Source organism: Streptomyces sp. NPDC050121, assembly GCF_044460385.1.
In the GTDB taxonomy this organism is placed as follows: domain Bacteria; phylum Actinomycetota; class Actinomycetes; order Streptomycetales; family Streptomycetaceae; genus Streptomyces; species Streptomyces soliscabiei.
In genome coordinates this window covers 44,831-62,245 of the sequence record NZ_JBITJV010000028.1, presented here as the reverse complement: position 1 = coordinate 62,245, position 17,415 = coordinate 44,831, and the positions used below count along the sequence as shown (strand labels likewise).

17 protein-coding genes are annotated in these 17,415 nt (G+C 72.0%); 6 read left to right on the top strand and 11 right to left on the bottom strand.

Going from position 1 to position 17,415, the window contains the following annotated elements:
* Positions 1 to 9: 9 nt before the first annotated feature.
* The 6 genes from ACIBTS_RS33770 to ACIBTS_RS33745 form a co-directional block, all read right to left on the bottom strand.
* Entirely contained in the window at positions 10 to 495 is a 486-nt protein-coding gene (locus ACIBTS_RS33770; protein ID WP_319675847.1) for a DUF3180 domain-containing protein, read from the bottom strand.
* A gap of 72 nt (positions 496 to 567) precedes the next feature.
* Entirely contained in the window at positions 568 to 1,179 is a 612-nt protein-coding gene (gene folK, locus ACIBTS_RS33765; RefSeq protein ID WP_399324491.1) for a 2-amino-4-hydroxy-6-hydroxymethyldihydropteridine diphosphokinase, read from the bottom strand.
* On the bottom strand, positions 1,176 to 1,535 hold the full coding sequence (folB, locus tag ACIBTS_RS33760) for a dihydroneopterin aldolase (protein ID WP_079660698.1): 360 nt from the start codon (positions 1,533 to 1,535) through the stop codon (positions 1,176 to 1,178). Before folB ends, folK begins: the two co-directional genes overlap by 4 nt.
* 247 nt (positions 1,536 to 1,782) lie before the next feature.
* Entirely contained in the window at positions 1,783 to 2,295 is a 513-nt protein-coding gene (locus ACIBTS_RS33755; RefSeq protein ID WP_319675849.1) for a nuclear transport factor 2 family protein, read from the bottom strand.
* A complete protein-coding gene (folP, locus tag ACIBTS_RS33750) occupies positions 2,292 to 3,245 on the bottom strand; it encodes a dihydropteroate synthase (RefSeq protein ID WP_399324487.1) in 954 nt (317 codons plus the stop codon). The genes ACIBTS_RS33755 and folP overlap by 4 nt, the downstream gene beginning before the upstream one ends.
* 76 nt (positions 3,246 to 3,321) lie before the next feature.
* Complete coding sequence (locus ACIBTS_RS33745; RefSeq protein ID WP_399324485.1) at positions 3,322 to 5,133, bottom strand: phosphatidylglycerol lysyltransferase domain-containing protein; 1,812 nt, start codon at positions 5,131 to 5,133, stop codon at positions 3,322 to 3,324.
* A gap of 233 nt (positions 5,134 to 5,366) precedes the next feature.
* Here ACIBTS_RS33745 and ACIBTS_RS33740 point away from each other — a divergent pair, with 233 nt between their 5' ends.
* Positions 5,367 to 6,494, top strand: coding sequence for an alpha/beta hydrolase (locus tag ACIBTS_RS33740; RefSeq protein ID WP_399324483.1), 1,128 nt, complete (start codon positions 5,367 to 5,369; stop codon positions 6,492 to 6,494).
* A 166-nt stretch (positions 6,495 to 6,660) separates the two neighbouring features.
* Complete coding sequence (locus ACIBTS_RS33735; RefSeq protein WP_399324481.1) at positions 6,661 to 8,235, top strand: hypothetical protein; 1,575 nt, start codon at positions 6,661 to 6,663, stop codon at positions 8,233 to 8,235.
* Positions 8,236 to 8,255: 20 nt separating this feature from the next.
* Here the strand turns inward: ACIBTS_RS33735 and ACIBTS_RS33730 are convergent, their stop codons facing one another.
* Both ACIBTS_RS33730 and ACIBTS_RS33725 read right to left on the bottom strand, forming a co-directional pair.
* Entirely contained in the window at positions 8,256 to 9,650 is a 1,395-nt protein-coding gene (locus tag ACIBTS_RS33730) for a PH domain-containing protein (RefSeq protein ID WP_399324479.1), read from the bottom strand.
* The gene (locus tag ACIBTS_RS33725; RefSeq protein ID WP_399324477.1) at positions 9,647 to 10,159 is read right to left on the bottom strand and encodes a PH domain-containing protein; all 513 of its coding nucleotides are present in this window, start codon (positions 10,157 to 10,159) and stop codon (positions 9,647 to 9,649) included. Before ACIBTS_RS33725 ends, ACIBTS_RS33730 begins: the two co-directional genes overlap by 4 nt.
* Before the next feature lie 32 nt (positions 10,160 to 10,191).
* Here ACIBTS_RS33725 and ACIBTS_RS33720 point away from each other — a divergent pair, with 32 nt between their 5' ends.
* Positions 10,192 to 11,343, top strand: a complete 1,152-nt coding sequence (locus tag ACIBTS_RS33720; protein ID WP_079660690.1) for an NADH-quinone oxidoreductase subunit D — start codon at positions 10,192 to 10,194, stop codon at positions 11,341 to 11,343.
* Between the two features lie 3 nt (positions 11,344 to 11,346).
* Here the strand turns inward: ACIBTS_RS33720 and ACIBTS_RS33715 are convergent, their stop codons facing one another.
* Positions 11,347 to 12,381: an SAM-dependent methyltransferase gene (locus ACIBTS_RS33715; RefSeq protein WP_399324476.1), complete on the bottom strand. Its 1,035-nt coding sequence runs from the start codon at positions 12,379 to 12,381 to the stop codon at positions 11,347 to 11,349.
* Positions 12,382 to 12,499: 118 nt separating this feature from the next.
* Here ACIBTS_RS33715 and ACIBTS_RS33710 point away from each other — a divergent pair, with 118 nt between their 5' ends.
* Positions 12,500 to 13,702, top strand: coding sequence for a sensor histidine kinase (locus tag ACIBTS_RS33710; RefSeq protein ID WP_399324474.1), 1,203 nt, complete (start codon positions 12,500 to 12,502; stop codon positions 13,700 to 13,702).
* 81 nt (positions 13,703 to 13,783) lie between these two features.
* A complete protein-coding gene (locus ACIBTS_RS33705) occupies positions 13,784 to 14,452 on the top strand; it encodes a response regulator (RefSeq protein WP_399324473.1) in 669 nt (222 codons plus the stop codon).
* A gap of 92 nt (positions 14,453 to 14,544) precedes the next feature.
* Here ACIBTS_RS33705 and ACIBTS_RS33700 read toward each other — a convergent pair whose 3' ends face one another.
* On the bottom strand, positions 14,545 to 15,651 hold the full coding sequence (locus ACIBTS_RS33700; RefSeq protein ID WP_399324471.1) for a DUF5937 family protein: 1,107 nt from the start codon (positions 15,649 to 15,651) through the stop codon (positions 14,545 to 14,547).
* 212 nt (positions 15,652 to 15,863) lie between these two features.
* On the opposite strand from ACIBTS_RS33700, the gene ACIBTS_RS33695 reads away from it, so the two are divergent.
* Positions 15,864 to 16,073 carry a hypothetical protein gene (locus ACIBTS_RS33695; RefSeq protein ID WP_099936209.1) on the top strand — a complete coding sequence of 70 codons (210 nt, stop codon included), beginning with the start codon at positions 15,864 to 15,866 and terminating at the stop codon, positions 16,071 to 16,073.
* A gap of 29 nt (positions 16,074 to 16,102) precedes the next feature.
* On the opposite strand, the gene ACIBTS_RS33690 is transcribed toward ACIBTS_RS33695, so the two are convergent.
* On the bottom strand, positions 16,103 to 17,302 hold the full coding sequence (locus ACIBTS_RS33690; protein WP_399324469.1) for a threonine aldolase family protein: 1,200 nt from the start codon (positions 17,300 to 17,302) through the stop codon (positions 16,103 to 16,105).
* Positions 17,303 to 17,415: the final 113 nt, after the last annotated feature.

Genomic DNA, 17,415 nt, shown 5'->3' with positions numbered 1-17,415 from the left:
CGCGCGGCGTCACGCCGTCGACGCTGCGCCGTTTTGGTGGTCGTCGTCCTCGGGGAGCCTGCAGACGCGTTCCAGGAAGATGGCCGCCGCTATGACCGCGATGCCCGCCAGGACCGAGAAGCCCGCGTAGATGGCCTGATCGCGACGGGCCGGGATGTCGAGGGACTCCAGGAGAAAGACGCCCGTGCCTCCGTACATGCCGGAGACCAGGGCGGCCACCAGAGCGCTGGCCTGACCGAAGACGACGGCACGGGCCGCCATCAAGGGGTCGACTCCCTTGGCCTCGGGGCGCCGCTCACGCTGGGCCTTGAGACGCCCGCGCAGCGAGAACGCCGTCGCGAGCAGGACCACGGCGATCAGGGCGAGCACGATGGGGGCGGCCAGCGGGACGCTGGGTAGGGTCCCGATCGAGTTCCAGAGGCGGGCACCCGCCCAGGACAGGATCGCGGCGACGACGAACACGCCGGCCAGCACCCTGATGCGCAGCTCTCTCACGGTGTCCCTTCAGCTCCCCCGAGCCCGCGGGCGCGGACAGCACGCGGGCAGTGGTCTTCCTGACCTTAACGACTACTCGGGCAGCTGGAGTTCCAGGTCCTTGCGGGCCGCGATGCCCTCGCGGGTGACGGCGTCGAGGAGGTCGGCGACCGCGCCGCGCCCGGGGAGTTGGGCCCCGGGCTCCACGTCGTGCCAGGGGGCGAGGACGAAGGCGCGTTCGTGGGCGCGGGGGTGGGGGAGCGTGAGGGTCGGGTCGTCGTCGACGACGTCGGCGTACGCGACGATGTCGACGTCGAGGGTGCGGGCACCCCAGCGCTCGTCCCGCACCCGGTGGAAGGCCTCCTCGACGGCGTGCGCCCGCTCCAGGAGCGAGGACGGCGGCAAGGTCGTCTTCAGCAGGATCACCGCGTTGAAGTACGACGGCTGACTGCCGGGCTCCACGCCCCACGGGTCGGTCTCGTACACCGGGGAGACGGCCTTGATGCGGACGCCCGGGGTGTCCTCCAGGGCGTCGATGGCGCCCTGGAGGGTCTCCAGACGGTTGCCGAGGTTGGCGCCGAGGGAGATCACGGCCCGTTGCGGGTTGTGCAGCGTGGTGTCGGCGGCGTCGACCTTCTCGACGACGGAGGCGGGTACCGGCTGTACGGTCGGGTCGCTCTGACCCCCGGTGAAGAACGCGGTCATGCACGGCTCCGGGTGATGGTGACGGTCACGTCGTCGAAGGGGACGGTGATCGGGGCGTCCGGTTTGTGGACGCAGACCTCGACCTCCTGGACCCCTTCGTGCTTCAGGCAGGCCTGGGCGATGCGCTCGGCGAGCGTCTCGATGAGGTCGACGGGGTCGCCCTGGACGACGGCCACGACCTCCTCCGCCACGATGCCGTAGTGCACGGTCTTCGCCAGGTCGTCGTCGGCGGCGGCCGGTCGGGTGTCCAGGCCCAGGACGAGGTCCACGATGAAGGTCTGGCCCTCCTCGCGTTCCTTGGGGAACACGCCGTGGTACCCGCGGGCCTTCAGGCCGCGCAGCGCGACACGATCCACGCGAATCCTCCTGCAGTCGTCGGTTCGGCCGGTGCGTACCGGGTGCGGGCAACGCCCCGGCCCTCGAACGAATCTACCTGCGAGCACTGACAGACCCTGGCCCCGGCCGCGGTGGCCCGGGTCGGAGCCAGGAGTGTTCACCGGGTGTTTTCCTTGGGGCGCCCGGCGGCTCACACGTCGGTAGCCGCGCCTACCCATGGGTTCGTGATTCCAACCACTTCTTGGTTCCTGTGGGTCCTCTACCCGTTCAGGAGGGGGTGTCCTCGTCCTCGGAGTCCTCGGGCTCGTCGTTTTCGGCCAGCACCGGAGATCCGTGGTGCGACCACAGCTTCCAGCCGTCGGACGTGCGGCGGAACACGTTCGTGGCGACCACCAGCTGGCCGACGAGCGGCCCGAGCTCCTCGCCGGCCTCCGGCGCGGGGCCGCCGCTGAGGATGTTCTCGGTGCAGGTCACGACCGCGGTGTCGCCGGTGACGGAGACATGCACATCGGTGAGGAAGAACTGGATGTAGTCGGTGTTCGCCATGATCAGCGCGTACGACCTGAGGACCTCGCCGCGGCCGGTCAGCACGGGCCAGCCGGGGTGCACGCAGGAGATCACGCCGACGTCCGCCGGGTCGTGGTAGGTCTCGTCCACGCCCAGGTCGGCCGGGGCGAGCCAGAGCGAGGACACCCCTTCGAAGTCGCCCCGTTCCAGTGCTTCGTAGAAGGCGGTGTTGGCGGCCTCGACCTGCTCGACATCGGTGTGGGGGGCGCTCACCGGGCTCCTTCTGCGCCGTGCGGGCCGTGCGGACGGTGGGCGTCGGGGTGCGCGTCCTGAGTGTTGTGCGTGTCGGGCGTGTCGCTTGCCTCGCGCGCCTCCTCCACGGCGCGTGCGACGCGTACCGCGTCCGCCGTCGCGCGTACCTCGTGCACGCGGACCGCCCAGGCGCCGGCCTGGGCGACGAGGGCGGAGACGGCGGCCGTGGCGGCGTCGCGCTCGCGCGCGGGCGGCGGCGCGCTCCCGGGGCCGGCGAGGACGCGGCCGAGGAAACGCTTGCGGGAGGCGGCGACGAGCAGCGGGTGGCCGAGGGACCGCAGACGGTCGAGGTGGGCCAGCAGCGAGAGGTCGTGGTCGGCCTCCTTGGAGAAGCCGAGGCCCGGGTCGACGACGATGCGGTCCGGGGAGATGCCGCCCGCGAGGACGGCGTCCACGCGCGCGTGCAGTTCGTCCACGACGTCGGCGACGACGTCGGCGTAGACGCCCTTGACGTTGCCGCCCTCCAGGAAGCCGCGCCAGTGCATGACCACGAAGGGGGCGCCCGCGTCCGCCACGGCCGGGATCATCGCCGGGTCGGCGAGGCCACCGCTGACGTCGTTGACGAGGGCGGCGCCGGCCGCGAGGGCCTGAGCGGCGACGGAGGCGCGCATCGTGTCGACGGAAACGACGACGCCCTCGGAGGCGAGACCGCGGACGACGGGGACGACCCGGCGCAGCTCCTCGGCCTCGTCGACGCGGGTGGCGCCGGGGCGGGTGGACTCACCGCCGACGTCGACCAGGTCCGCACCCTCGGCGACGAGCTGGAGGCCGTGCTTGACGGCGGCCGTCGTGTCGAACCAGCGGCCGCCGTCGGAGAAGGAGTCGGGGGTCACGTTGACGACCCCCATGACCGCGCAGCGGTCCCAATCCGGAAGGCCGTCGACGCGCCCGCGTCCGCTCTGCTTGCTCATACGTTCAGCGTAGGCCCAGGAAGGGCCCGGGCCGCGGTGCGGCCCGGGCCCGGGTCCCGTTACCTCCATCGTGCGGCTATGCCGCCCGTACGTCTCTCTCCGCCATCGTGTGCGCACACGCGCGTGCCGCGGTGGTGCGGCGGCGCAGGAAACGCGGCAGGGGGAGGGCGAGATCGACGAAGCCTTCGGCCTGCATGGCGGCGAAGCCGATGCGGGGGAGGTCGCCGGAGTTGCGGTAGACGACGAAGCGGGGTTCCCAGCGGGGCTGGAACTTGGCGTTGAACTTGTACAGGGACTCGATCTGGAACCAGCGGGAGAGGAAGACCAGCAGGCCGCGCCAGGCGCGCAGGACGGGTCCGGCGCCGATCTTCTCGCCGCGGGCGAGGGCCGAGCGGAACATGGCGAAGTTCAGCGAGACGCGCGTGATGTCGAACTTGGGGGCGGCCTGGAGCGCGGCGACGATGAGCAGCTCGTTCATGCCGGGGTCGGCGGAGCGGTCGCGGCGCATCAGGTCCAAAGAGGCGCCGTCGGGGCCCCAGGGCACGAAGTGCAGGATCGCCTTCAGGTCGCCGTATTCGCCGGGGGTCTCGTCGGCCTTGTGGGCGGTGGCGATGAGGCAGTCGCCGTCGCCCGGGTCGCCGATGCGGCCCAGGGCCATGGAGAAGCCGCGTTCGGTGTCGGTGCCGCGCCAGTCCTCGGCGGCGCGGCGGACGCGCTCGAGTTCGGCTTCGCCGAGGTCACCCACGCGCCGTACGCGGGTCTCGTAACCGGCGCGTTCGATGCGCTTGACCATCTGGCGCACGTTGCGCATCGCGCGGCCGGCGAGGGAGAAATCCGCTACGTCCACCACCGCCTCGTCGCCCAGTTCGAGGGCGTCCAGACCCGTCTCGCGGGTCCAGACCTCGCCGCCGGTCTCGGAGCAGCCCATGACGGCCGGCGTCCAGGAGTGGGCCTTGGCCTCGTCCATGAAGCGTTCGATCGCGCCGGGCCAGGCCTCGACGTCGCCGATGGGGTCGCCGCTGGCGAGCATCACGCCGGAGACGACGCGGTAGGTGACGGCGGCCTTGCCGCTGGGGGAGAAGACGACGGCCTTGTCGCGGCGCAGGGCGAAGTGGCCGAGGGAGTCGCGGCGGCCGTGCTTGTCCAGCAGGGCGCGCAGGCGGGTCTCGTCCTCCTCGGTCAGGCGCGCCGCCGGGTGCTCGGGGCGGAACGCGAGGTAGATCGTCGTCACCGCGGTGATCCAGCCCAGGGCGCCCAGCGAGAAGGCGACGGTCCAGGAGGTGTTGCCCTGGTAGTCGACCGGGCCCTCGAAGCCGAAGAGGCCGTACAGGACGTGCGTAATGCGATCGGCCAGGCTCGGGTCGCCGATCATGCGGTTGGGGTGGACGCTGACGATGATCAGCCCCAGACCGAGGGAGCCGGCTCCCATGAGGACGAAGTTGGCCAGCGCGCGCCAGCGGCTGCGCGGATCGGGCAGCGCAGCGAACTGGTCGCGGTGCACCAGCAGGGGCACCAGGAGCGCGACCGAGATGAGCGCGCCGACGATCGAGTGCCGGTACACGAACTGTGCGACCGCGCCCGCCGGAAGCAGCACCACCGCCGCACGCCAGGCGCGCCGCTTGCTGCGCTTGAGGCCGTGGGCGAGCAGCAGCAGCAGGACGCCGGCGCTCAGCGACAGCGCGGCCACGAAGGGCCCGAAGGAGCCGGGCAGCACCTCGGCGAAGGTGTGCATACGGCTGTGCCGGAACCGCGGGAAGACACCCGCGGCGACGTCCAGCAGACCCACGAGGGCACACGCTCTGCCGACGAGGGCAGGTACGGACTCGGGGCGCGGACCTCGCACTATCTGCCGCACCCGGCTTGATCGGTGCGGAACCCCGCCCGACATTTCCCCATCTTCCGTGACAGACATCGCATCCCGTAGTTCCGCGAGAGACCTTGAACCCGGTGCCGATTCGGGCATCCGGCGACATTGCGCCCTCTAGGACGGTGTCTTGGGCTAAGAGGTTCACTCGTCTCCTTAAAGCCACTGAAAAAGCCAAGGAAAGTCTGGGACAAGCCCTCGCGAAGGAGTCGGGGGGACGGGCGTGTTCCCCGACGGAGAGCAGGCAGGAAACCACCGTGGGTCTCACGAGCAACAAAGTGCTGCTGTTGTCAGTGCTGTTCGCCCTCTCGCTGTTCGTCGGCACGGTGTGGCTGTGGCCGCGCCTGGCCCGGCGCAGCTGGCTGGCCGTCAGCGGCCGCGTCGGCCTGCTGCTCGCCACCCAGTTGGCGCTGTTCGCGTCGGTTGGGCTCTCCGCCAACCAGGCCTTCGGCTTCTACGCCAGCTGGGCGGACCTCTTCGGCAAGGAGACCGACCAGGGCGTGGTCGTCGACCATGCGGCGGGAGGGGGCCCGGCGGGACCGCTGCAGGTGGTCGACACGCGGCGCGTGGACGGCGGGGGCAGCGGGCGGCCGCAGGTGGGCGGGCAGGTCCAGAAGGTCGCCGTCAACGGGAGGACGACGCACATAGCCACGACCGCGTACGTGTACCTGCCGCCGGAGTACTTCGACCCGGCGTACCGCACGCGTACGTTCCCCGCGGCCGTCATCCTGACGGGGTACCCCGGTACGGCGGAGGCGCTCGTCAACAAGTTGCACTACCCGAGCACCGCGCGGAAGCTCGCCAAGGACGGGCGGATGCAGCCGATGATCCTGGTGATGCTGCGGCCGACGGTCGCGCCGCCGCGGGACACGGAGTGCGTGGACATCCCGGGCGGGCCGCAGACCGAGTCGTTCTTCGCGAAGGACCTGCCGGACGCCGTGACGGCCCACTACAGGGTGGGCAAGAAGCCCGGCAACTGGGGGATCATCGGCGACTCCACGGGCGGCTACTGCGCCCTGAAGCTGGCGATGCACCACCCGGAGGTCTACGCGGCCGGTGTGGGCCTTTCGGCGTACTACAAGGCACCGAGCGACCCGACCACGGGCGATCTCTTCCACGGAAACAAGACGCTGCGCAACGAGGCGGATTTGCTCTGGTATCTGAAGAATCGCCCCGGTCCGAATACCTCGCTGCTCGTCACCACCAGCAAGGTTGGAGAATCCAACTACAAGGCCACGATGAAGTTCATAGCGCTGGCGAAGGGTACGGGCAAAACCCGGATCTCGTCGATCGTCCTGGACAGCGGCGGGCACAACTTCAACACGTGGCGGCGGGAGATCCCGCCGGTGCTGCAGTGGATCAGCGGGCGGCTGGGCGACCGGTGACGGCGCCCGTGACAGCGCCCTTCGGCGGCTCCGACCAGAAATGATCTTGCTTCCCGTCGAATTCGACGGCAGCGCTGTTTGCCGATGCCCTGTGAAGACTTCGGTATGGCCGTGTTTTTGCGGGGCGGGGCGCCAACATTCGCCTACGCGCGGTAAGTTTCTGGCCATGCCACGTGGACGTCACCGCCATTCCCCACCTTTGCACAGGCTGCTGCCTCCCTCGGCGATCGCAAGCGTCTCCCTTCTCTGCGCCCTAGGCCCCTGGGTGTTCACGGAGCCGACGGTGCTCCGGGGTCTGGCCGCGGCCGCCGCGGCGACGGCGATCGTCGGCGCGGTCGTGATGCGCCGCTGGGACATGCAGGCGGGCAAGCAGGTCGCCGACCTCACGCGCGCGCGTGCCGGTGACGAATGGCGCTACGAGGAACGCGTCGCCGAACTGGAGAGCGACCTCGACGAATCGCGTGAGCTGCGCGTCAAGCTGGAGCAGCGGCTGCGGTCCAAGCGCGCCGAACTGGCCGGCCTGCGCAACGAGCACGCCGCGCTGCTGCGCCGCTACGCCACCGCGGAGACCGAGCGCGCCAGCGCCCTGGAGGGCCGCCGTCTGCTCGAGATAGAAGCGGCTCCCTCGCCCGCACTGCCTGCCGCGCGCACGGCGCAGGACGCCGAGCCGACCGGTACGCCCGCCGCGCGGGACATCGAGGCCACCGAGCGCGAGGACGCCGTCGAGACGGAGACCGAGGCGCAGGAGGCCGAGAAGGCCGAGAAGGCCGAGAAGGCCGAGAAGGCCGAGAAGGCCGAGGAGACCCCGGAGGTGGTCGAGTCCGTCGAGTCGGCGGACTCCGGGGAGTCGGCAGAGGAGGAGCCGAAGGCCCCGGCGGTCTTCTCCCCCGAGGGATCGAAGCTGTTCCTGCGGGCGCAGGTGGCGCTGGCCCGGTTCGACACCGACTCCGCCAAGCCCGCGAAGAGCGAGGACCACGCCGAGGAGGAGCCCGCGCGGACAAACTCCGTGGAGGTCACCGCCGGCGGTGGCGAGGCGGAGGCCGCGCAGGAGGACGAGGCGCAGGGGAAGCCCGAGGCGGCCGACGAGCACGCGCGCGCGGTCGCCCCCCACACGGCTGACGAGGCCATCCCGGCTCCGCGGAACGAGGTCGCGGAGAGCGACGAGGCGAAGCAGGACGCCTCGGAAGAGACCTCTGCCGAGGCAGACGAGGCCCATGAGGCGACTGAGGCGACTGAGGAGAACGAGGCGCATGAGGCTAACGACGCGGCCGGTGCGGTCGGCGTGACTCGCGCGCAGGGCGTGAACGAGGCGCAGCCCGCGCGGCCCGAGCCGTCGCCGGCCCCCGCCCCGGCCGCCCCCGCGCCCGCCGCCGAGGTCGGCTCCGCGCTCGTCCGCCGTCCCGCCGCTCCCGTGCAGCGCCCCTCCGGCCACTTCGCCGTGCCGACCGCCGTGGCCGTCGTACCGGCCACGCAGCCCGTACGGCGTCCGACGGCCGAGGGCGGGTTCGACTTCTTCGGCACGAAGAGCGCGTCGTCGTCCGACACGCTGGAGTCGGTGCAGAACGAGGACCTCGCCGACGTCGTCGGCCAGGAGGCCCTCGCGTTGCACAAGGCCGAGTCCGAGGCGGAGTTCAAGCCGGTCGACGAGGCGTCGCGCGGCGTGGGCCAGGTGATCGACCTGACCGCCCACGACGAGACCGAGGTGATCGACCTCCAGGGGCTGCGCAGCGCCGTCTCCTGACGACCCGCTGTCGGGCAGTCCTAAGCCATCCACCGGTCGGGCCGGGCGTCCAGGCGCCCGGTCCGTGATCGTTCGGCCTGGCCGCGGAGCAGCTCCGCGGCCTCCTGTGCGTCTCGCAGGCGGGCTGTGACGGTCTTGCCGGCTCCCGTGTCCACATGGACGTCCGCGAGGCGCCACAGGCGCTGCCAGGGCCCTTGTGTCAGCCGCACGCTCTGTACCTTGGCGTGCGGCACGAGCGTCAGGCTGCGGCGCAGCAGTCCGTGCCGGGCGGCGAACACGCTGTCCGTGACGGCGATCCCGTAGCCCCGCCACCACACCGGCACACACCGCCCGGCCCGCCGCGGCGAGCGCGACAGCGACTCCTCGGCCGGGACGCTCACCCCGGGCAGCACGCGCGCGACGACGGCCTCCGCGGCCTCGCGCGGGGCGACCGGCACGAGCACGGAGTTGGCCGAGCCCGCCACATGCAGCTCGACGCGCACCCAGCCGAGCCGCCGCCACAGCAGCGGCCGGACGATCCGCACGCTCTGCACGCGCCCGGGCGGGACGGTCTCGTGCGTACGGTCCAGCAGCCCGTGGTCGATCCGCAGCCCGTCCGGGGACTCGCCCACGGTCCAGTCGTACTCGCCGACGAACCGTCCCACGCTGCTCGCGCCCGCCGCGCCGAGCAGCGGCACGCCGGTCGCGAGGACCGTCCACACGCTGTGGGTGGCCAGCCACAGGACCGGCGGTACGACGAGCGCGGCGGCCAGCGCGCCCCAGGTCGCGCCGGTCAGCAGCAGGGAGATCGCCAGCTTGCGCGCCGGAACGCGCAACAGCTCGCGCGCGGGCGCCTCGCCCACTTCGTGCGCCGACTCGGGGGCGAAACCGGCCGCCCGCGCGAGCAGCTCCGCCCGCAGCACGCGGGCCTCTTCCTCGCCCAGGAAGGCGAGTTCGTCCTTCTTCTCGGCGCCGACCACATCGAGCCGGAGCTTCGCGACGCCCGCGATCCGCGCCAGCAGCGGCCGGCTGACGTCGATCGCCTGGATGCGTTCCAGCCGGATGTGCGCGGTGCGCCGGAACAGCAGGCCGGTCCGTATGCGCAGTTCGCTGTCCGTCACCGCGAAGTGGGTGAACCACCAGGTCAGAAAGCCGTAGAGGGAGGCCGCCGGGACGAGGACGGCGAGCGCGATCAGCAGGGTCGTGGTGGTGAGCCGGGTCAGCTGCTCCTGCGCCTGGTTCGGATCGTGCACCGCCCATCCGACGAGGACCGCGATCGGCGCCCACGCCCGCCGGAACGGCGTGACGGGGTGCAGCCTGCGCTCGGTGACGGGCCGCTGTGGACGGGCGCCGGGTGCGGGCCCGCCCGATATGCCGTACGCGTTCGCCTCGTCGGGCGTGTGCGGGACGTCGTCCTCGACGCCCGGCGTCGTCACAGTCCCGCCGATCGGGCCTCGCCGAGCTCGGTGAGCCGGTCGCGCAGCCGCTCCGCCTCGGCCGGGTCCAGGCCCGGGATGGTCGCGTCGGTCGCGGCGGCCGCGGTGTGCAGCTGGACGCTGGCCAGCCCGAAGTGCCGCTCGACGGGACCCGAGGTGACCTCCACGAGCTGCATGCGTCCGTAGGGCACGACGGTCTCCTCACGCCACAGCACACCCCGGCTGATCAGCAGGTCGTCGGCCCGCTCGGCATACCGCCAGGAGCGCCAGTTGCGGCCGAGCAGCACCCACCCCCAGCCGATGCCGGCCAGCGGCAGCACCGCGAACGCCGCCCACGCGGGGCCGGCGAACAGGCCGAGCGGCAGCCCGATGCCGACGGCCGCCAGCCCCAGCCACACCACCAGCAACAGTCGCCGCATCCGCAGCAGCCCCGACGGCAGTCCGGTCCACACGGGTCCGGCCGATCCGCTGTCCGTCCACTCCAGGCCCCCAGGGCTCCCCGTTTCCATGCAGCCAGCGTACGTAGGGGAGACTGTGATGCATGACTCCTACGACGGAGACCACGGTCGGGATCGGCGGTGCCGCGGAGAGCACCGACATGGTGCTCAACATCGGTCCCCAGCACCCCTCCACGCACGGTGTGCTGCGGCTGCGGCTCGTGCTGGACGGCGAGCGCATCCGGCACGCGGAGCCGGTGATCGGTTACATGCACCGTGGTGCGGAGAAGCTGTTCGAGGCCCGCGACTACCGCCAGATCGTCATGCTGGCCAACCGTCACGACTGGCTGTCGGCGTTCTCCAACGAGCTGGGTGTGGTCCTCGCGGTGGAGCGGATGCTCGGCATGGAGGTGCCCCCGCGCGCGGTGTGGACCCGCACGCTGCTCGCCGAGCTGAACCGGGTGCTGAACCACCTGATGTTCCTGGGGTCGTATCCGCTGGAACTGGGCGGCATCACACCGGTCTTCTACGCCTTCCGCGAGCGCGAGGTGCTCCAGAACGTCATGGAGGAGGTCTCCGGCGGGCGCATGCACTACATGTTCAACCGCGTCGGGGGCCTCAAGGAGGACATCCCGGCCGGCTGGTCCACGCGCGCGCGTGGCGCCGTCGCCGCGGTGCGTTCCCGTATGGACGTCTTCGACGACCTCGTGCTCGGCAACGAGATCTTCCGGGGGCGCACGCGGGACGTGGGCGTCCTCGCGCCGGAGCACGTGCACGCGTACGGCGTGAGCGGGCCCATCGCGCGGGCCTCGGGCGTCGACTTCGACCTGCGCCGCGACGAGCCCTATCTCGCGTACGGGGAGCTGCAGGACACCCTGAAGGTGGTGCACCGGACCGAGGGCGACTGCCTCGCGCGCTTCGAGTGCCTCCTGGAGCAGACGCACAACGCGCTCGACCTCGCGGACGCCTGCCTCGACCGGCTCGCCGACCTGCCGCCCGGCCCGATCAACCAGCGGCTCCCGAAGGTCCTCAAGGCACCCGAGGGGCACACGTACGCGTGGACCGAGAACCCCCTCGGCATCAACGGCTACTACCTCGTCAGCAAGGGCGAGAAGACCCCGTACCGGCTGAAGCTGCGCTCGGCTTCGTACAACAACATCCAGGCGCTCACCGAACTGCTGCCGGGCACGCTGGTCGCGGACATGGTGGCGATCCTGGGGTCGATGTTCTTCGTGGTCGGAGACATCGACAAGTAGGGATCACACCGCGGTGGCGAGCGGGTCCGGAATTCCAACCGGCTGGAGGAGCCACCCGAAGTCGCCCAGGCCGCCCGCCGCGGTGAGCTCGGCGGCCTCTCCGGCGCTCGTGAGGGCGCGCACGTAGGCCGCGGGGTCGGTGGAGGCGAGCGCGAGCGGGGGGCGTGCGCCGGTCACGCCCAGGGCGTGCAGCGCCGCGCGCTGGGTGAGCAGGCGGGCGCGGGCGCCCCTTTCGCCCGCCTGCGCGCACGCGTCCAGCGCGACGTGGGCCGTGATGTCGCAGGACCCGTCCGGCACGGGCGCCGTCTCACGGCCCTCCCGGAAGCCGGTGAGCGTCCCGAACGGGGGGCGTGCGTCCGCCGAGTGCGCGTAGTCCACCGCCACCGCGAGCCCCCGTACGACGCAGCCGACGGCGGACGCCCACGCGGTGTCCCGCGGCAGCCCGATCTCCGCGCGGAGCCCTTCCTCGCGCGCCGACGGCCACGGCCACCAGCGGTCGAGCCAAGCCGCCTCCGCGCCGGACACCGGCTCCCCGAGCCGTTCGACCCCGTCGCCCCGGACGAGCACCAGCCGTGCCACCCCCGCGGCGTCGACCTCCGCGACCTCCACGGGCACGTTGTCCAGCCATTCGTTGGCGAACAACAGCCCGGTGACCTGCCGTGGAGGCTCGGGCAGCCACTCGATCCGGTGAGCCAGGCCCTCGGGGCGGCCGGCGACCTCGACGGCGTACGCGCGCGTGCGCGCCGCCACGTCGGCGGGGAGCGCGGCGAGCACCGCGGTGACCAGTTCGCCCCGGCCGGCGGCCACGTCGACGAAGTCGAGCGAGGCGGGACGGCCCAGCGCCTCGTCGACCAGGCACAGCAGCCGGGCCACGGCCCCGGCGAACAGCGGCGAGGCGTGCACGGACGTGCGGAAGTGCCCGGCCGGACCCTCGGGCCGCCGGTAGAAGCCGCCCGTCGTGTCCGTGCCGTACAGCGCGGCCTGCGTCGCCGCCCGCCAGCCGCGCCACGCGCCCGGATCGGTCACCTCGTCCACCATCCGGTCAGAGTAGGCGTACAGGTGATCACGGCATCCACCTTGCGGAGTACGCGCGCCCGGACCGGATCGGCCCTCCGGTTGACCCCTGCACGCATGGGCCTTCCCTACGCTGGGTTACGTGCAGCGCCTCTATGACTTCCTCCGCAGACACCCGACCTGGGTCGACGGCTTCTGGGCCCTCGTCGTGTTCGGGATCTCCGCGGCTGCCGGAACCGCGGGACAAGACCGCGGCGGCACCGACTCCATGGCGCTGCTGGTGCCGGTCGTGTTTCTGTTGTGCCTGGTCATCGCGTTGCGTCGACGCATGCCCGAGCAGATGCTCGTGCTTGCCGCGGTGCTCGGACTGGCTCAGCTGGTGCTGAACGTCGGCGTCACGGCGGCCGACTCCGCCCTGCTGGTGATCGTCTACACGGTTGCCGCGATCGGCGCCCGCTGGGCCTCCCGCCTCTCCCTGGTGATGGCGCTGAGCGCGGCCACCCTGGCGCAGGTGCGCTGGCCCCACGAGAACGCCAGCGTGCCGGGCCAGGTCGCGGTCATCGTCTTCCAGACGGTGCCGTTCGCCCTCGCCTGGGTGCTGGGCGACTCCATTCGCACCCGTCGCGCGTACTTCGCGCAACTGGAGGAGCGCGCCACCCGTCTGGAGAAGGAGCGCGCGGCCCAGGCGAAGGTCGCGGTAGCCGCCGAGCGCGCCCGCATCGCGCGCGAGCTGCACGACGTCGTCGCCCACAACGTGTCGGTGATGGTGGTGCAGGCCGACGGCGCCGCCTATGTCCTCGACGCGGCGCCCGACCAGGCGAAGAAGGCCCTGGAGACGATCTCCTCCACCGGCCGCCAGGCCCTCGCCGAGATGCGCCGCCTGCTGGGCGTGCTGCGCACCGGCGAGCACCAGGAGGGCGGCGAGTACGTGCCGCAGCCGGACGTCGAGCAGATCGAGGATCTCGTCGAGCAGTGCCGCGGTTCGGGTCTGCCGGTGGACTTCAAGGTCGAGGGCACCGCGCGGCCGCTGCCCAGCGGCGTAGAGCTGACGGCGTACCGCATCGTGCAGGAGGCGCTGACGAACACGCGCAAGCACGGCGGACCGAACGCGGGCGCGAGCGTGCGCCTGGTCTACTTCGACGACGGCCTCGGCCTGCTCGTCGAGGACGACGGCAAGGGCGCCCCGCACGAGCTGTACGAGGAGGGCGGCACCGACGGTGCGGGCCATGGCCTGATCGGCATGCGCGAGCGAGTCGGCATGGTGGGCGGCACCCTGGACGCGGGCCCGAGGCCCGGCGGAGGATTCCGCATCAGCGCTCTGCTCCCGCTCAAACCCGCGCATTGACGCCGATGCACGCCCCCTGTTGACACCTGTCACGCCCCCACCCTCGCGCCCATCCAGCGAAGACCCACGGAAGAGGACCTCATGACCATCCGCGTGATGCTCGTCGACGACCAGGTGCTGCTGCGCACCGGGTTCCGGATGGTGCTCGCCGCCCAGCCGGACATGGAGGTCGTGGCGGAGGCGGGCGACGGGGTCGAGGCCTTGCAGGCGGTGCGGTCCACTGAGGTGGACGTCGTGCTGATGGACGTCCGTATGCCGAAGCTGGACGGCGTGGAGGCCACCCGGCGCATCTGCGCGGAGCCCGACCCGCCGAAGGTGCTGATCCTGACCACCTTCGACCTGGACGAGTACGCGTTCTCGGGGCTGAAGGCCGGTGCCTCGGGGTTCATGCTGAAGGACGTGCCGCCGGGCGAGCTCCTCGCCGCCATCCGCTCCGTGCACAGCGGTGACGCGGTGGTCGCCCCGTCCACCACCCGTCGGCTCCTCGACCGGTTCGCGCCGATGCTGCCCAGTGCCGGCAAGGAACCCCGGCACAAGGGGCTGGAGCGGCTCACGGAGCGGGAGCGCGAGGTGATGGTGCTGGTCGCCCAGGGGCTGTCCAACGGGGAGATCGCGGCCCGGCTGGTGCTGTCCGAGGCGACCGTCAAGACCCATGTGGGCCGCATCCTCACCAAGCTGGGACTGCGCGACCGGGTCCAGGTGGTGGTCCTGGCGTATGAGACGGGGCTCGTCCGCGCGGGCGGCCACTGAGCCCACCCGGCTGAAGGCCTCGGCTGTCACAGCTCCCTCAGCTGACACGGCCCCCGGCTGCCACGAGCTGCCACGAGCCCACCTGGACAGGACTAGCGGAGTATCCCCTCCAGGAAGTCGCTGCCCAGCCGGGCCACCACGGTCACGTCGAGCTGGTGCAGCACGTACCGGCCGCGCCGGCGCGTGGTGAGCAGGCCCGCCTTCTTCAGGACACCGAGGTGCCGGGATATCTCGGGGGCCGTCACACCGTGGACCTGGGCCAGCTCGGTCGTGGTGTAGGCGCTGCGGGCCAGTTGGCGGCAGATCCGCATCCGGACCGGGTGGGACAGCGCGGTCAGCCGCAGCGTCAGCTGCTCCACCGACGGCGGTGACGCCAGCTCCGGCGAACCGACCGGGTAGTGGATCACCGGCTGCCAGCCGTACCGGTGCAGCACCGCCAGGTGCGGCCAGCCGAGACTCGTCGGCACCAGCAACAGGCCCCCGTCGCCTGTGGTGCAGCGGCCGTCGACCAGTTTGTCGACGACGATCCGGGCTGCCTGCTCATCCAGCGTCACGGCCGGGGATATCGCGGTGAGTGCTTCCGCCAGGCCCTTGCGGCGCAGCAGCTCCGTCTTGTGGCGGGCGTCCGCGGCGAGAGTGTGGCTCACGCGGGCCCAGACATCGGCGAAGAACGCCTCTTCGCAGTCCTCCAGGAACTCCCTCAGCCAGGCACGCACGCGTGGCGGGTCATCGAGCACCCGCCGGGTGAACCGCACCTGGCGCGGTCCGCGCGAGGCGGCCAGTTCGAAGGTGCGGCTCTGCAGTGCGGGGTCGGAGAGGACGCTGGGGCTCGGCAGGTCGTACCCGGGCGCGCAGGTGAACTCCAGGGCGAGGTCCACGAACTCGTCGTCCGTCAGCTTGTCCAGGAGGTCGAGTTCCTCGGCGAGCGTGGCTCCGGGGAGCGTGCCGCGGCCCGGGATGCCCGCGTAGGGCAGGAAGAGGTCCGAGAACGTCGTCCGCCACAGGAAGTCGGCCTCGCACATCCGGTCGGCCAGCCGCGGGTCGAGCCGGGCGGTGACGCCGGTGACCCAGCCCTGCAGACCGGGGTGGTGCCCCGGCTCGGACAGTGCATGCAGCGCCTGACCGAGCTCGGCCAGGGGCGAAGGAACGACGGCGATCCTCTCCGACCGCAGCCCCGCGATGTCGATGTTCACGCCCATGCCCTCATGGTGCACCCCACCACTGACAACGGGGTTCCCGATTGACGGCCGCCGTCAATCGACGCGACGCGGGGCGCGGGCCGGGCGCAGCCTGAGGACACCGGGGCCGCCGCGGAGCCTTCCGGATTCCCCTTCCACATCCCGACACGTCCTGAAGACCGGACATGTCCTGAAGACCCGACACGTCCTGAAGACCTGAAGAGGCATCGGCCATGAGCATCACGCAGCAGTACGCCCTCGACGCCTACCGCGCCCGGCAGCACGGGGAGCCTCCCGTCCCGGCGCCCGGCGCCCACGACTGGCAGGTGATGCGCGAACTGCGCGACCACCAGCAGTTCCGCGCGGTCCTCGCGGGCCGTCCCGCGCGCGGAAGGCTGCGGCGGGCCCTGGCCCGCCGACTGCGCCCGCGCCCTACCTGCTGACCCCCGCCTGACCTCCTACCTGCTGCCCCCTACCTGCTGACCCCCTGCTTGCCGGTCTCCTCGGCCACGCGTGCCACCCGGTCCATGAAGTCCGCGACCGCCGCCTTCACGTCGTCCGACGTCCACGTGAGGCCGGCGGCGCGGACGGGGACCTCGGTGAGGGACAGCCCCGGACCGCCGCGCTCCCAGGCGGTGGCGAAGAGCATCGTCTTCGTCTCCTCGGCCTGGAGCGCCGCCGCCTCGGCGAGCACGTCCGCCTCGTACGGCAGCCAGACCTGGAACTCGTGGGTGTGCGGCACCTCGGGGTGCACGCGGGCCCACGGCACACCGGCCTCGGCGAACCCCTCTCGCAGTGCGGCGGCCACCACGCGCGCGTGGGCCACGTATTCCGGCAGCCGGGGCAGCTCCCGCTCCAGGCCGATGAGGGCGGACAGGACGGTGGGGAACTGCTGGAAGATCATTCCGCCGTAGCGGTGCCGCCAGGTCTTCGCCTCCTCCACCAGCGACTTCGGGCCGGCGAGCGCGGCGCCGCCGAAGCCGTCGAGGGACTTGTAGAACGACACATAGACGCTGTCCGCCAGGTCCGCTATCTCGTGCAGAGGGCGGCCGAAGTGGTGGGTCGTCTCCCACAGGCGCGCGCCGTCGAAGTGCACCACCGCGTCGCGTTCGCGCGCCGCCTCGACGACCTCCGTCAGCTCCTCCCAGGACGGCAGTACGAAACCGGCGTCCCTGAGGGGCAGTTCCAGCATCAGCGCCCCGAAGGGCTCCTCGAAGGCGCGGACCTCCTCGGCCGTGGGCAGGCGGGGCTCGCGGGTCACCTGGACCGTGCGCAGCTCGCTGACGGTGGTGAACGCGCCCCGCTCCCATACCTCGGGATGACTCAGCGCGTGCAGCGCGACCGTGGGGTTGCCGGTGCGGCCCGCCCAGCAGCGCAGGGCGATCTGCTGAGCCATGGTGCCGGTCGGGAAGAACGCCGCGGCCTCCGTCCCCAGCAGCCCGGCGACCCGCCTCTCAAGGGCCTCCACGACTCCGTCGCCGTAGATGTCCGCGGGTTCGTCCAGGTCGTAGACGTGTTCGGCCTCCTGCAGCAGGGCCAGCCGATCCCGCAGCGGGCTCCGGAAGCCGCCGCGCGACAGGACGCGTTCCGCCTCCCGGAAGGCGACCGCCCGCCGCTCCCGCAGGCGCTGCCGCGCCGTCTTCTCGTCGTCGTGCTCTGCCGTGTTCGCCATGCCCCGGATGATGCCGTGTGGCGGTTCGCATCGGCACGCGCATTTACGGCCCCCGGCCCCGCACCGGAAAGCAGCCGGCCCCGCAGTGGGGAAGAAGCCGGGGACGCAGCGGG

Excerpts from the sequence above, each read along its gene's own strand:
- folK (WP_399324491.1), bottom strand. The coding sequence starts at position 1,179 with ATGACCGCGTTCTTCACCGGGGGTCAGAGCGACCCGACCGTACAGCCG.
- folP (WP_399324487.1), bottom strand. The coding sequence starts at position 3,245 with ATGAGCAAGCAGAGCGGACGCGGGCGCGTCGACGGCCTTCCGGATTGG.
- ACIBTS_RS33745 (WP_399324485.1), bottom strand. The coding sequence starts at position 5,133 with ATGTCGGGCGGGGTTCCGCACCGATCAAGCCGGGTGCGGCAGATAGTG.
- ACIBTS_RS33735 (WP_399324481.1), top strand. The coding sequence starts at position 6,661 with ATGCCACGTGGACGTCACCGCCATTCCCCACCTTTGCACAGGCTGCTG.
- ACIBTS_RS33725 (WP_399324477.1), bottom strand. The coding sequence starts at position 10,159 with ATGGAAACGGGGAGCCCTGGGGGCCTGGAGTGGACGGACAGCGGATCG.
- ACIBTS_RS33720 (WP_079660690.1), top strand. The coding sequence starts at position 10,192 with ATGACTCCTACGACGGAGACCACGGTCGGGATCGGCGGTGCCGCGGAG.
- ACIBTS_RS33715 (WP_399324476.1), bottom strand. The coding sequence starts at position 12,381 with ATGGTGGACGAGGTGACCGATCCGGGCGCGTGGCGCGGCTGGCGGGCG.
- ACIBTS_RS33705 (WP_399324473.1), top strand. The coding sequence starts at position 13,784 with ATGACCATCCGCGTGATGCTCGTCGACGACCAGGTGCTGCTGCGCACC.
- ACIBTS_RS33700 (WP_399324471.1), bottom strand. The coding sequence starts at position 15,651 with ATGGGCGTGAACATCGACATCGCGGGGCTGCGGTCGGAGAGGATCGCC.
- ACIBTS_RS33695 (WP_099936209.1), top strand. The coding sequence starts at position 15,864 with ATGAGCATCACGCAGCAGTACGCCCTCGACGCCTACCGCGCCCGGCAG.
- ACIBTS_RS33690 (WP_399324469.1), bottom strand. The coding sequence starts at position 17,302 with ATGGCGAACACGGCAGAGCACGACGACGAGAAGACGGCGCGGCAGCGC.